The 13,012-nt window shown below is 74.2% G+C and carries 9 protein-coding genes; 2 read left to right on the top strand and 7 right to left on the bottom strand.

The window, feature by feature from the left end; genetic code table 11:
- The first annotated feature begins 115 nt into the window (after positions 1-115).
- Positions 116-1,087: a neutral zinc metallopeptidase gene (locus tag L1857_RS07710; protein ID WP_249464718.1), complete on the top strand. Its 972-nt coding sequence runs from the start codon at positions 116-118 to the stop codon at positions 1,085-1,087.
- 172 nt (positions 1,088-1,259) lie between these two features.
- Here the strand turns inward: L1857_RS07710 and L1857_RS07705 are convergent, their stop codons facing one another.
- From L1857_RS07705 to L1857_RS07690, 4 genes are all read right to left on the bottom strand, one after another.
- Positions 1,260-1,709 (bottom strand): hypothetical protein, encoded by a 450-nt coding sequence (locus L1857_RS07705; RefSeq protein ID WP_094006808.1) that lies wholly within the window; start codon positions 1,707-1,709, stop codon positions 1,260-1,262.
- Between the two features lie 52 nt (positions 1,710-1,761).
- Positions 1,762-2,832, bottom strand: coding sequence for a potassium channel family protein (locus tag L1857_RS07700; protein WP_094006809.1), 1,071 nt, complete (start codon positions 2,830-2,832; stop codon positions 1,762-1,764).
- 11 nt (positions 2,833-2,843) lie between these two features.
- Positions 2,844-6,065, bottom strand: a complete 3,222-nt coding sequence (locus tag L1857_RS07695; protein ID WP_249464716.1) for an ATP-dependent helicase — start codon at positions 6,063-6,065, stop codon at positions 2,844-2,846.
- 406 nt (positions 6,066-6,471) lie between these two features.
- On the bottom strand, positions 6,472-9,681 hold the full coding sequence (locus L1857_RS07690; protein WP_369806805.1) for an ATP-dependent helicase: 3,210 nt from the start codon (positions 9,679-9,681) through the stop codon (positions 6,472-6,474).
- Positions 9,682-9,740: 59 nt separating this feature from the next.
- Here L1857_RS07690 and L1857_RS07685 point away from each other — a divergent pair, with 59 nt between their 5' ends.
- The gene (locus tag L1857_RS07685) at positions 9,741-10,028 is read left to right on the top strand and encodes an MGMT family protein (protein WP_116111409.1); all 288 of its coding nucleotides are present in this window, start codon (positions 9,741-9,743) and stop codon (positions 10,026-10,028) included.
- Here the strand turns inward: L1857_RS07685 and L1857_RS07680 are convergent.
- From L1857_RS07680 to L1857_RS07670, 3 genes are all read right to left on the bottom strand, one after another.
- On the bottom strand, positions 9,997-11,127 hold the full coding sequence (locus L1857_RS07680; protein WP_249464715.1) for an alpha/beta hydrolase family protein: 1,131 nt from the start codon (positions 11,125-11,127) through the stop codon (positions 9,997-9,999). The genes L1857_RS07685 and L1857_RS07680 overlap by 32 nt on opposite strands.
- A gap of 71 nt (positions 11,128-11,198) precedes the next feature.
- A complete protein-coding gene (locus tag L1857_RS07675; RefSeq protein ID WP_094006814.1) occupies positions 11,199-12,005 on the bottom strand; it encodes a uroporphyrinogen-III synthase in 807 nt (268 codons plus the stop codon).
- Entirely contained in the window at positions 11,998-12,963 is a 966-nt protein-coding gene (locus L1857_RS07670) for a helix-turn-helix transcriptional regulator (protein WP_249464713.1), read from the bottom strand. The genes L1857_RS07675 and L1857_RS07670 overlap by 8 nt, the downstream gene beginning before the upstream one ends.
- Positions 12,964-13,012: the final 49 nt, after the last annotated feature.

Raw genomic sequence — 13,012 nt, 5'->3', positions numbered from 1 at the left:
TCGCTTCGCCGCCCACTCTCGCAGAGCGGTCCGGCACCGGCCACGGGTGGCACGCGGCCGCCGCCGAGTCGTGATCTCTCCCTCGCGGGACGCGCGCTGACTATGCTGGCGGCCGATGACGTCTCCGCCGCCCCGGGAACCGTTGCCGCCGCCCTCGTCCGCGCCGCGGCACCGGGCGGAGCGTCGTTCCTCGCGGCCGGTGACCGCGTTCGCGCTGAGCGCCGTGGTGGTGCTGCTCGCGGGGCTGGTGGTGTTCATCGCGGTCGGCAACAGGCCGGACTCGCCGTCGCCGACCGTGGCCGCCCCGACGAGCACCGCGGCCAGCGGCGGCAACGCGGCGGGCGCGGCGACCAGCTCGGTGGACGGCGAGAAGATCCTTGCGCTGGCGAGCCACCCGATCCTGCAGAACCCGGACGACGGGCTGCAGAACTTCGCGTGCGAGCTGCCGGAGTGGCGCAGCGACCAGGCGTCGGCCGAGGCGTTCTTCACCGCCGCCGACCAGTGCCTCAACCAGGCCTGGGGCGAGTTCCTGGAGCGCTACCACCTGCCGTTCACCCCGCCGACCCTGCACTTCCCGACCGGCACCCACTTCACCACCGCGTGCGGCACGATCGCGGTGAGCGTGGCGACGGCGGCCTACTACTGCGACGACAACCTGTACGTGCCCTTCCGCGGCCTGCAGACCGACCAGTACGGCGACAACCCGGGTGTCTACCTGGCGCTGTTCGCGCACGAGTACGGCCACCACGTGCAGGAGGTCGCCGGGATCATGGACGCGGTGTGGCAGCAGATCTACGCCGTCGGGCAGAACAGCCCGGCCGGGCTGGAGCTGTCGCGGCGCAAGGAGCTGCAGGCGCAGTGCTTTTCGGGGATGTTCCTGGGCGCGGTGGTCGACCGGGGCGGCTCCGTGACGCGCGACATGTACGCCAAGGCCTGGCGAGACCAGGACACCCGCGGCGACAACACCTCCGGCAGCTCCGACCACGGCACCAACGCGCACTACGCGCAGTGGTGGCGGACGGGCGCGCAGTTCAACCGGATCGCGAAGTGCAACACGTTCGCGGCCCCGGCGGCGGAGGTCCGCTGAGGGCGGTTCCGGGCGGGCGCCGCGGCCGGGGCCAGCCGACGCGCACTTCCCGGATGTGCCCGACGGGTCACGCCCACGCGGTGCAGGTGGCATCGGGAAGGCTGCCCTCCGCGTGTCGCGGGTGATGTGGCCTCACCTCCTCCGGTGGGGCCAGCAGCGTCGGCGCGCCGGGTCAGCTCGCGGCAGGGATCTCCGCGCGGCGCGGGCCGCGGTGGATCAGGAATGCGTAGGTGCCTCCGCCGAGGCAGCTCAGCGCCAGCAGCGCCAGCCCGATCGGGCGGCGCAGGTCGTCGTGGCCGGTGACCACGTCCGCCAGGTGCACCTGGATCTCCCCGTCGCCCGCGGAGGCCGGCACCGTGACGTCGACCCGGTCGTTCTGGTCGTGCCCGCACGCGTCCAGGATCCCCGTGCGGGTCCGGCCGTCGACCGTGATCTCCACCGTCTCCTGCGGGTTCGGCGCCGTGCACTCGGCACCCTTGGTGACCGTGGCCTGCGCGACCGTGCCCTGCGCCGCGGCCGCGGTGCCCAGCACGCCCGGCCCCGCCCACCACACGGCGGTCACGATGGCGATGCCGACCAGCACGGCGACGGCGAGGGTGTTCCAGCGCAGCACGATCACCATGCTTCCAGAAGCGCCGGGTGAAGCACAGCCGCCGACGGGCTGCCGAGATCTATCACTCAACCCGGTCGGCCGGGGTCACTTTCCTCACGTAGAGCAACCGGTCGCCGGGTTCGATGGCGTCCACGGCGGGCGAGTCCACCCGGTACAGCTGCCCGTCGCGCACCACGCCGAGCACGATGTCCGGCAGGTGCCGCGGCGAGCCGCCCTCCTCGGACTTCTCCGCCGGGCGCTCGGCGATCGCCAGCCCGGACTCCGGGGTCAGCAGGTCCTCGAACATGTCGACCACGACCGGCGTGGACGTCGCCATGCCGAGCAGCCGTCCCGCGGTCTCGCTCGACACCACCACCTGGTTCGCGCCGGACTGCTTGAGCAGGTGCACGTTCTCCGCCTCGCGCACCGACACCACGATGTGCGCCTTGGGCGCCAGTTCCCGCGCGGTGAGCGTGGCCAGCACCGCCGAGTCGTCGCGATCCGCGGCCACCACGACCGCCCGCGCCCGCTGCACCGCCGCCACCCGCAGCACGTCCGACCGGGTGGCCGAGCCGTGCACGGTGACCAGGCCCAGCGCGGCGGCCGCGTCGAGCGCCTGCTGGTCGGTGTCCACCACGACGATCTTGTTCGGCTCGATCGCCTCGTCACCGAGCAGGGTCTTGACCGCGGCCCGGCCCTTGGTCCCGAACCCGACGACCACCACGTGGTCCCGCACCTTGGTCCTCCACTTCTGGATCCGGAGCGCCTGCCGCGACCGCTCGGTCAGCACCTCGAGCGTGGTGCCGACCAGGACGATCAGGAACAGCACCCGCAACGGCGTGATCACCAGCACGTTGATCAGCCGGGCCGTGCTCGTGACCGGGGTGATGTCACCGTAACCGGTGGTCGAGAGCGACACCGTGGCGTAGTAGAACGCGTCGAGCAGCGAGAGCCCGTCCTCGTTGACGTCCCGGTAGCCGTCCCGCCCCAGGTAGACGATGAACACGGCCGCCACCAGCGCGACCAGCGCCCACAGGACCCGTCTGCCGATGGACCGGATCGGGCTGACCGCCGGCTCCGGCATCCGGACGACGCCGACGAGCGAGTGGTCCGGTTCGTCCGCGACACGCACCCGCGGATCGTAAGGGATCATGTCAGGCCTCGCTAGGGCTGTGGCACGCTGCGGAGCAGATCGCGCAGACCGTCCGCGTCGAGCAGGTCCACCGGGCGCACCGTGTGGTCCTCGCGCACGTAGTGGAAGGCGGCGCGCACCTTCTCCAACGGCGTTCCGGACAGCGACGCCCAAGCCAGACGGTACGCCGCCAGCTGCACGGCGAGCGAGGCCATCCGGCCCTCCTCGGGCACGGCGCCGGTCTTCCAGTCCACGACGGTCCAGCCGCCGTCCGGATCGGCGAACACGGCGTCCATCCGCCCGCGCACGGTCACGCCGTCCACCTCGGTGGAGAACGGCACCTCCACCTCGTGCGGCGTGCGCGACGCCCAGGCGCTGCGGTCGAAGGCCTCCTGCAGCGCTTCGAGCGCGTCGTCGCCGGCCTCGTCCGGGTCGGCGGCGCCGGGCAGCTCGTCGAGGTCGAACAGCCGGTCACCGGCGAAGCGGCGCTCCAGCCAGCCGTGGAAGGCGGTGCCGCGGCGGGCGAAGGTGTTGGGCGGCACCGGCAGCGGGCGGCGCAGGCGGCGCGCGAGTCCGGCCGGGTCCGCGGCGAGCTCGACGAGCTGGCTCACCGACAGGTGGTCGGGCAGCGCGACCTGGTCGGCGGTGCCGGCGCGCTTGGCGTACTCGGCGAGCAGCACGTCGGTGTCGGCGATCCAGCCGTCCGGATCGTCCTCGTCCTCGTCCTCCTCGACCTCGCCGTCGGCCAGCGCGGTGCGGACCAGGTCGGCGCCCTCGTGCACGGCGTCGCGGCGGCCGGTCAGCGGGTCGGACGGCCAGTGCGCCGTCCGGGCCTGGCTGACCAGTGGGTTCTCCTCGTCGGCCGGTGGTTCCTCGGCCCACGCGGCGACCTTGCCGACGCCGTCGGCGGCCAGTTCGCCGACCTCCAGCAGGAAGTCCGAGGGGCCCTTGGGACGGGTGCTCGTCTCGTTCCACCAGTGCCCGGACACGACGAGCGCGCGCTCGGAGCGGGTCAGCGCGACGTAGCAGAGGCGGCGTTCCTCGTCGGCCTCGCGCTCGGCGAAGTCCTGCTCGTGGATCTCGAACGCCTCGATGACCTCCTTGCGGTCCATGCCGTCGGACACGCGCAGCTTCGGCAGGTCCGCGGAGTCACCGCGCAGCGCGGCGGGCAGCGACGTGACGGTGCGCAGCCAGGACGAGGACCGGCGCTTGTTGGGGAAGACCTCGCGCGCCAGGTGCGGCACGGCGACGACCTCCCACTCCAGGCCCTTCGCGGAGTGGACGGTCAGCACCTGCACGCGGTCCGGCACCACCTCGACCTCGCCCGGGGTGAGGCCGTCCTCGGCGTGCGCGGCGGTCGCCAGGTAGTCCACGAAGGACATCAGGGTGGCGGTGGGCGAGGTCTCCGCGAAGTCGGTGACCACGTCGGCGAAGGCGTCCAGGTGGGCGCGGCGGGCGCTGCCGGGGCGGGCCTGCGCTTCCACGTCGAGCAGCATGGTCCGTTCGACGTCGGCGACCAGCTCGGGCAGCGACTGGTCGAGGCGGCGGCGCAGCGCGGCGAGTTCCTGGCCGAGTTGCCGGATGCGGCGGTAGCCCTCCGGGGAGTAGCGCTTGGGGTCGCCCGGGTCGTCGAGCGCGTCGATGAGGCCGGTCTGCTCGGCGCGTTCGGCGAACAGCTCGTCCACCTTGGACTCTTCGGTGGGCGGGGGCGCGGAGATCTCGTTGGCGCGCCGCCACAACGCGGCGAGGTCGGCGGCCGCGAGGCGCCAGCGGGCACCGGTGAGCAGGCGGGCGGCGGCGGTGCCGGCGAGCGGGTCGGCGAGGACGCGCAGGGTGGCGACGAGGTCGGCCACCTCGGGTTCGTCGAGGAGCCCGCCGAGGCCGACGACCTCGACCGGCAGGCCGCGGGCCCGCAGCTCGGCGGCGATCGGGGCCATGTCGGCGCGGCGGCGGACGAGGACGGCGGCGGTGGGCGGGGCGCCGTGCTCGTCCTGGTGGGCGAACCACCTGCGCGCCACGGCGTCGGCGACCCATTCGCGTTCGGTGCGGATGTCCGGCAGCAGGGCGACCTCGATGTCGGCGGGGTCGGCGTTGTCGCGGGCGCGGAGCCGTTCGACGCCGAGGCCGCGCCGGCGCAGCGGTTCGGCGATGCCGTTGGCGAGGACGAGGACCTCGGCGGGGTTGCGGAAGCTGGTGAGCAGGCCGTACTCGTGGGCGGGTTCGAGGCCCGGGCGCGGGAAGTCGGTGGTGAAGCGGGGCAGGTTGGCCGCGCTGGCGCCGCGCCAGCCGTAGATGGCCTGTGCGGGGTCGCCGACCGCGGTGACCGGCAGCGGCTCGTTCTCGACGCCGCCGAAGAGCGCGCGCAGCAGGATGCGCTGGGCGTGGCCGGTGTCCTGGTACTCGTCGAGGAGGACGGCGCCGTAGCGGGCGCGTTCGCCCTCGGCGACGGCCGGGTGCTGGTCGGCGAGGGTCGCGGCGAGGGACATCTGGTCGGCGAAGTCGAGTGCGCCCTCGGCTCGTTTGCGGCGCTGGTACTCCTCGATGAGCGGGATGAGCGAGAGGCGGAACTTCTGCGCGGCGATGATGTCGGTCAGCGACTTGGGCATCGCGGCGCGCTGGCCCTTGGCGCGCGGGGCGCGTTCGATGAGGTCACACAGCCAGCGGGTGTACTCGGCGAGTTTCTCTTCGGTGACCAGGTGTTCGCCGAGTTCGCCGGTGAGGGCGAGGAGTTGCGCGGTGACCGAGGCGGGGACGCGGTCGGTGTCCAGGTCTTCGTCCCAGGTCGACACCACGCGGTGGGCGAGCTGCCAGGAGCTGGTTTCGGAGAGCAGGCGGACGCCGGGTTGCACGGGCAGGCGCAGGCCGTGCTCGGCGAGGAGGCGGCCGGCGTAGGCGTGGTAGGTGAGGACGGTGGGTTCCCCGGCGAGCACCGCGGCCCGGCGCGCGCCGCCCGGGTCGAGCCGGTCGAGGAGGCCGGAGCCGGCGAGACGGCGCAGGCGGGCGCGGACGCGGTCGGCGAGCTGGCGGGCGGCCTTGCGGGTGAACGTGAGGCCCAGGACGCGCTCCGGGGTGACGAACCCGTTGGCGACGAGCCAGACCACCCGGGCGGCCATGGTCTCGGTCTTCCCGGCCCCAGCCCCCGCGACGACGAGCGCGGGCTCGATGGGCGCCGCGATGACCGCCGCTTGCTCCGGGGTGGGCGGGTGCAGGCCGAGCGCGTGCGCGATCTCGGCCGGGGAGGCGATCTCGGTCATGGCTTGGCTCCCGTGCTGGACACGGGAGCGGCTTGCGACGCCGCCCGCGGCGCGAGCCCCGGCGCAGGCGCGGCCACGCACAGCGCGGAGGCAGTGGGGGTTGGCACGCGCAGCGCGGCCTCAGCAGGAACCGCCACGCGCAACGCGGCCTCGGCGGTCGTCGAGCCGTTCGGCACCGCCACGCGGACCGCCGCCCCCGCAGGAGCCGCCGCGCGTAGCGCGGCTTCGGCGGTCGCCGAGGTATTCGGCACCGCCATCCGCACCACCGCCCGCCGCCCGGGCGCCGTGGCAGGCATCGCGGCGCTCGGCACTGCCCCCGCCCAAGGCGCCCAGCGCCGGATCACAAGTGTGATCGCGCGTGGCCGGTGCGCAGTAGCAGCCGTGCCGGCGGGTTTCGCGGAACCGGTCACGGCCCCGTCACCTGCCTGCCCTCCGGTCGCAGCGGGCAGGAACCCTTCGCGGGGCAGCGGTCGCAGTCCGGGTTCTCCGTGGCCTCGTACGCCGGGCCCGTCGCCGACGCCGCCACCTTCCGCACCAGCTCCAGCCACTCCCGGCCGCTCTCGTCGTCGAGCGGGGGCTGCTCCCGCACCGTCGCGCCCGTCTTGTTGTGCGACTTCGCCAGGTACACCAGCTTCGCCCCGCCGGGACGCTTCCCGCCGCCGAACGCGCCCAGCAGCACCGACAACTGGTACGCCGCCAGCTGCGGGTTCAGCTCGGCATCCGCGGCGCTCACCGCGGTCTTCCCCGTCTTCAGGTCGACGATCACGGGCCGCCCCTCGGCGTCGTGCTCCAGGCGGTCCACCCGGCCGCGCAGCTTGACCAGCAGACCGTCGCCACCGACCGGCAGCTCGACCTCGATGTCCTGCTCGATGCCCATCTGCTGCAGCTCGTGCCGCGAACTCGCCAGCCACGCCAGGAAGTTGCGCACCATCTGCTCGACCCGGTTCCGCTCGCGCCGCGAGAACCACGGCGCGCCCGCGTCGACCTTCGCCCACGCCTCGTCCAGCGCGCGCCGCAGGCCCTCGTCGTCCACGCCGTCCGCCGCGGCCTGCGCCAGCTCGTGCACCAGCGTCCCGGTGATCGCCGCCAGCTGGGCCGGGTCAGACCCGCCGTGCCGTTCGATCAGCCACCGCAACGGGCACTTCTTCAGAGTGTCCACAGTGGACGGCGAAATGCGCACCACGTCACCCTCGCCGTACAGTGGCGTGTCCGTCGACGTCTCCACCAGCCCGTACCAGGAATCCGGGTGCGCGCCCGGCACCCCGGCCCGCGCCAGCCGCGCCAGCTGCCGCGCCGCCCGCGCCCGCCGGTCCGGCGGCACGTCCGGGTCGCACACCGCGCGCCGCAGGTCGCCGACCAGCTCGGCCAGCACCAGCGACCGCCCCGGCGGCTTGACCCGCGAGTCCAGCCCGGACTCGTCCGCGCTGTTGGCCTCCAGGTCGTCGACGAACCGCGACGGCTGCTCGTCCTCCCCGATCACGGCGCTCACCAGCAGCGTCCGCTTCGCGCGGCCGAGCGCCAGGTAGAACAGCCGCCGCTCCTCGGCCAGGATGGGCGCCGTCGCCGACACCGTCTCCTCCTCCAGCCCGGACAGCAGGTCCACCAGCCGCTCGACCCCGAGCAGCGAGCCACGCAGCCGCAGGTCCGGCCAGCTGCCCTCCTGCACGTTCGCCACGGCCACGACCGTCCACTCGCGACCGGCCGCCCCGTGCGCGGTCAGCAGGGACACGCCCTCGCCGCGCATCGCCACCGGCGCCAGGCTGTCGCCCGCGATGTTCTGCGACGACAGGTAGTCCGCGAACGCCGCCACGCTCGCCTTCGGCAGCCGGTCGACGTAGTTGCCCGCGGCGTGGAACAGCGCCACCACCGCGTCCAGGTCGCGGTCGGCCTGCGCGCCCAGCGTCCCGCCGCGCGCGGACAGCCGCACCCACCGCTTCTGCAGGCCGCTCTCCTGCCACACGTCCCACAGGACCTGCTCGACCCCCGCGCCCCGGCCGATCGCCGCGCGCGCGACCGCGATCAGACCACCGACCCGCCGGATCGGCGCCGCCTCGGCCTCCGCGAGACCGCCGAGCTTGTCGTTGTCCCGCAACACTTCCACGAGCAGCTCGTCACTGGACCGCTCACCGCCACCGGCCAGCTCCAGCCGCCGCAGACCACGCCGCATCCGGCGCAGCGCCAGCGGATCGGCGCCACCGAGCGGGGACGCCAGCAGCATCTCGGCGGTGTCGACGTCGAGCAGCGCGGGATCACCGGCGACGCGCAGCACCGCGAGCAGCGGCCGCACCGCCGGCTGGCGGGCCAGCGGCAGCTCCTCCACCGCCGACGCGATGGGCACCCCCGCGGCCCGCAACGCCCGCTGCAGCACCGGGAACGACCGCCCCGGCGAGCGCACCAGCACGGCCATCTCCGACCACGGCACGCCGTCGATGAGGTGCGCGCGGCGCAGCTGGTCGGCGACCCAGCTCGCCTCGGCGGACGGGGTCGGCAGCAGCCGGACCTTCACCTCGCCTTCGTCGGCCTTCGGGTCGACGCTGATCGCGCGGTGCCGGTTCGCGCCCGGCAGGGTCGCGCCGAGCTTCGTCACCGCCTCGTGCACGGCCAGGCTCAACCGGTGGGTCCGGGTCAGCGTCACCGTGCGGCCGCCGTCGGCGTCGGCGCGCGTGAGCAGGTTCGGGTCGGCGCCGCGGAAGGAGAAGATCGCCTGGTCCGGGTCGCCGGTCACGACGAAGTCCTCGGCCGCGGTGCCGAGCAGCCGCAGCAGGCGGAACTGCAGGTGGTCCAGGTGCTGGGCATCGTCGACGAACACGTGCCGGATCCGCGCCTGCTCGCGCGCCAGCAGGTCCGGGTCGCCCTCCAGCTCGACGAGCGCGCTCGCGACCAGCTCGGCGGCGTCCAGCGCGGGCGAACCGGGCGCGCCGAGCGCGTTGCCTCCCGCGCCCTGCAGGACCGTGACCTCCTCGTACTGCCGCCAGAACACCCCGGCCGCGACCCACTCCGGGCGGTCCTTGCGCCTGCCGAGTTTGACCAGGTCCTCCGGGCCCAGACCGCGTTCGGCGGCACGCAGCAGCAGGTCGCGCAGCTCCTCGGCGAAGCCGGGCACAGCCAGCGCGGGCCGCAGCTGCTCGGGCCAGTCCGGCGCGCCCTCGGCGAGGTCGCCGGCGAGCAGCTCGCGGACCACGACGTCCTGCTCCGGGCTGGACAGCAGCCGCGGCGCCGGCACGTCCTGCAACCCGGCCTGCAGGCGCAGCAAGGAGAACGCGTAGGAGTGGACGGTGCGCACGATCGGCTCGCGGATCGTGCGGGGCACGCCGTCACCGGCGGTGACGCGGCGGGTGATCTCGGCACGCAGGGCGTTCGCCGCGCGGCGGGACGCGGTGAGCACCAGCAGGCTCTCCGGATCGGCGCCACCGGCGATGCGGGCCGCCGCCGCGCTCGTGATCAGGGTGGTCTTGCCGGTGCCCGGTCCACCGAGGACGCGGACGAACCCGCGGGGCGCCGCCAGCACCGCCCGCGCGTCGTCGTCCCAGCGTTCCGGGCGCTGCTCGGGGGCGGGCGGCCGGACCAGCCGCGCGCCCGCCCGGGACCGGGTGCCCTCTGCGCTCACGTCTGGCATGGAATCACGACCGCCCGACAGAACCGGGGACCGGCACACCCTGGCGGTAGTTTGGTCACGTGAACGAGGAGCTGCACGAGCGGGTGCGCGAGGTGGTCGCGACCGTGCCGCCGGGGAAGGTCGCCACGTACGGTGACATCGCGGCGATCGCCGGCGCCCCGTCACCCCGGATGATCGGCCGGATCCTGTCCGAGGACGGCGCGGACCTGCCGTGGCACCGGATCCTGCGCGCCAACGGCACGCCCGCGCCGCACCTCGTGCACCGGCAGCTGGAACTCCTCCGGGCGGAGGGCGTGCTGGCGGACGGTCAGAAAGTCAACCTGAAGACCTACCGCTGGCGGCCGTAGAGCCGCTGGTCGAAGAACTCGACGAGGCCGGTGCGCTGGAAGTCCAGGCTGTGGGCGGCGTCGACGTCGCCGATCCAGGGCGCGGTGATCGCCGGATCGACGCCGAGCCGGGGCAGCAGGAACTGGTAGTCGGTGTAGCTGAAGTGCTCGCCGCCGGCCAGGTGCCGCTGCTCGCCTGGCCGCGCTGGTTGCTCAGGAACTCCTGCCAGGACCCGTCCGTGGCGGCGCTGTGGTCACCGGCGCTCATCAGCAGGAACGGCTGGTCCAGGCCCTGCTCGACGGCCTGCCCGAAGATCCGGTCCCGCTGCGAGTAGGCCATGCTGCCGTCCAGGTCGGCGCCCGCGTCGATCCGCGGGTCGGCCAGCATCGTCTCGGCCGTGGTGAACCCGCCGGCCGAATGCCCGAACATGCCGATCCGGGTCAGGTCGAGCGAGCGGCCCAGCCGGGCGGGCAGCGCACGCCCTTCCGCGTCCGGGTTGCCGCCCCGCGCGAGGACTTCGAGCTGGTCGAGGACGAACCGGGCGTCCGCGACGCGGGTGGCGATCATCCGGCGGCCGACCTCGACGCTCTGCGGTGGCAGGGCGCCGCGCACCAGGCGGCCGTCCGGGAACTCCACCACGGACGTCTCGCCGGGGTGGTCGAACGCGACGGTGACGTACCCCCGGCTCGCGAGCTCCTCCAGCTGGGTGGTCGCCAGCGCGCGGGGCTGCTCGGCGCCCGGTGTGTAGAGCACGACGGGCAGATGTCCGGCGGCGACGGGCGCGCCGGAGCGTGCGTTGGTGGCGAAGCCGTAGTCCAGCCGGGCGGGGTCCATGCCGAGCCGGGCGGCGTCGGCTTCGGCGATCACGGCGGCGGCGCCGGGTGTCAGGAACGGCGCCCGCGGGCCGCGGTCGTGGATCGCGGGGTAACGCACCGTCGCCATCAGCTCGCGGTCGCGGGCCTGGTCGACCAGGTGCAGCTCGGTGACTCCGACGGCGAACGGGCCGGACGGTTCCGGCAGGGCGAGTGCCGTCCCGGCCGACGCCGGGACCACGGTGAGCGCGAAGGCGGCGGCGGTGAGCAGTGCGAGGCGGCGGATCGTCGATCTTGGTTTGACCATGCACCGAACCTAGGAAGCGGCCGGACCGGGCACATCGGGTTGATCACCGGGAGCGGCCCGGAGATCTCCCCCTAGGTGCCCAGCTCCGCGACCAGCAGCTTGACCAGCGCGCCCAGCCGCTGGCGGTCCGGTTGCAGGGTCGGCACTCCGGCCTCGGTGAACGGTGCGGCCGTCACCGGGCCCACGCACGCGCACACCACGTCACCCCGCAGGGCCCGCACCAGCTCGTCGTACCTGCCGCGCTCGCGGGCCAGCTCCAGCATGTTCGCGCTGGCCGGGGCGCTCGTGAAGGCCAGCGCCCGCACCGTGCCGGCCAGCACGCCGTCCAGCAGCTCGTGCGCCGGGTGCAGGTCCGCGGGCCACTCCCACCGGTACGGCTGCACCTCGATCACCCGCGCGCCGGCCTCCCGCAGCGGCGCGGTGTGCTCGGGCAGCGGCGAGCCGTGCAGCTGGACCGCCAGCCGCGCGCCCGCGACCCCGGCGTCCAGCAGGTGACCGAACAGCTGCCGGTTGCTCTCCTCGGGCGCGGCCCACTCCTCGGTGAGCCCGACGCCCCGCACCGCGCCCTTGCCCTTCGGGCCGCGGACGAACACCCGCGCCCGGGTCAGCGACGCCAGCAGGTCCTCCCGCAGCCCCCACCCCTCGGCGGCGTCCACCCAGCCGCGGAACCCGGCGCCGGTGGTGACCGCGAGGATGTCCAGCGGTTCGGCGAGGACCTCCTCGGTGGCCGCGCGCAGCCGGGCGTCGTCGGGCAGCGGGACGATGTGGATCAGCGGCGCGTGCCGCACGGTGGCGCCGTGGCGTTCCAGCGCGCCGATGAACTCCTCGGCCCGCCGTTCCGCGGTCACCCCGATCGTGACTCCGCTCAGATCACCCATAGAACGCACCCATCCGGTCCACCGCGGCCGCCACCTGGTCACGCAGGTCCGCGGGCTCCAGCACCCGCAGCTCGGGCCCGAACCGCAGCAGCTCCCCAAGTGCCGGGGCGCCGGGTTCCACCGGTAACTCCACGCGCAACCACCCGTCTTCGTCCGGCACCTCGCGGCACTCGCGCAGAGCGCGGGCACCCACCGCGCCCAGGTAGAACGGTACGAGGTCCCGGCCCAGCGGAGACAGCCGCACCACGGCGACCCGCGGGTACATCCGCCGCTCGAACTGCTCCGACCACTCCCGCCAATAGGCGGCCAGGTCGAACCCGGCCGGGCGCTCGAACGCGGCGCCGGGTTCGAGCGAGCGGATCCGGGACATTCGATAGGTCCGGATCGCACCCTCACACTGTGCGGCAAGGTACCAGTTCCCGGCCTTGAGGATCAGCCCCAGCGGCTCCAGCAGCCGGTTCGTCTCGCTGTTGTCCCACCGCCGGTACTTCACCGAAACCCGCCGCGAATCCCACACCGCCTGGGCGACCTCGGCCAGGTGCGGCAGGCTTTCGATGCCGCGGAACCAGCCGGGCACGTCGAGCACGAACCGCTCGGCGACCTTGCCCGCGCGGCTGCGCAGCTCGTCCGGCAGCGCGGCGTAGAGCTTGAGCTGGGCGGCGGTCAGCACGGTGCCCAGGCCCAGCTCGGCGGCCGCGTCGGGCAGCCCGGCCAGCGGGAGCGACTGGGCTTCCTCGCCGGTCAGGCCGGTGAGGCGGGTGCGGTAGCCGTCGAGCAGCCGGTAGCCGCCGGCCCGGCCGCGTTCGGCGTAGACCGGCACCCCGGCGGCGGACAGCGACTCGATGTCCCGGTACACGGTCCGCACCGACACTTCGAGCTCCTCCGCCAGCTCCTCGGCGGTCATCCGGCCGCGGTTCTGCAGGAGCAGCAGCACCGACAGCAACCTGCTCGCGCGCATGGACCCAGTATTCCCCGGAAACCTGACAGAAGGTGTCAGGCATGGGTCG

Source organism: Amycolatopsis thermalba (assembly GCF_023376025.1).
GTDB classification, from domain to species: Bacteria; Actinomycetota; Actinomycetes; order Mycobacteriales; family Pseudonocardiaceae; genus Amycolatopsis_E; species Amycolatopsis_E thermalba.
The sequence above is the reverse complement of the archived record's forward strand: the minus strand, read 5'-3'. Positions and strand labels throughout refer to the sequence as shown.

Excerpts from the sequence above, each read along its gene's own strand:
- L1857_RS07690 (WP_369806805.1), bottom strand. The coding sequence starts at position 9,681 with ATGCCAGACGTGAGCGCAGAGGGCACCCGGTCCCGGGCGGGCGCGCGG.
- L1857_RS07695 (WP_249464716.1), bottom strand. The coding sequence starts at position 6,065 with ATGACCGAGATCGCCTCCCCGGCCGAGATCGCGCACGCGCTCGGCCTG.
- L1857_RS07705 (WP_094006808.1), bottom strand. The coding sequence starts at position 1,709 with ATGGTGATCGTGCTGCGCTGGAACACCCTCGCCGTCGCCGTGCTGGTC.
- L1857_RS07710 (WP_249464718.1), top strand. The coding sequence starts at position 116 with ATGACGTCTCCGCCGCCCCGGGAACCGTTGCCGCCGCCCTCGTCCGCG.
- L1857_RS07700 (WP_094006809.1), bottom strand. The coding sequence starts at position 2,832 with ATGATCCCTTACGATCCGCGGGTGCGTGTCGCGGACGAACCGGACCAC.
- L1857_RS07680 (WP_249464715.1), bottom strand. The coding sequence starts at position 11,127 with ATGGTCAAACCAAGATCGACGATCCGCCGCCTCGCACTGCTCACCGCC.
- L1857_RS07670 (WP_249464713.1), bottom strand. The coding sequence starts at position 12,963 with ATGCGCGCGAGCAGGTTGCTGTCGGTGCTGCTGCTCCTGCAGAACCGC.
- L1857_RS07675 (WP_094006814.1), bottom strand. The coding sequence starts at position 12,005 with ATGGGTGATCTGAGCGGAGTCACGATCGGGGTGACCGCGGAACGGCGG.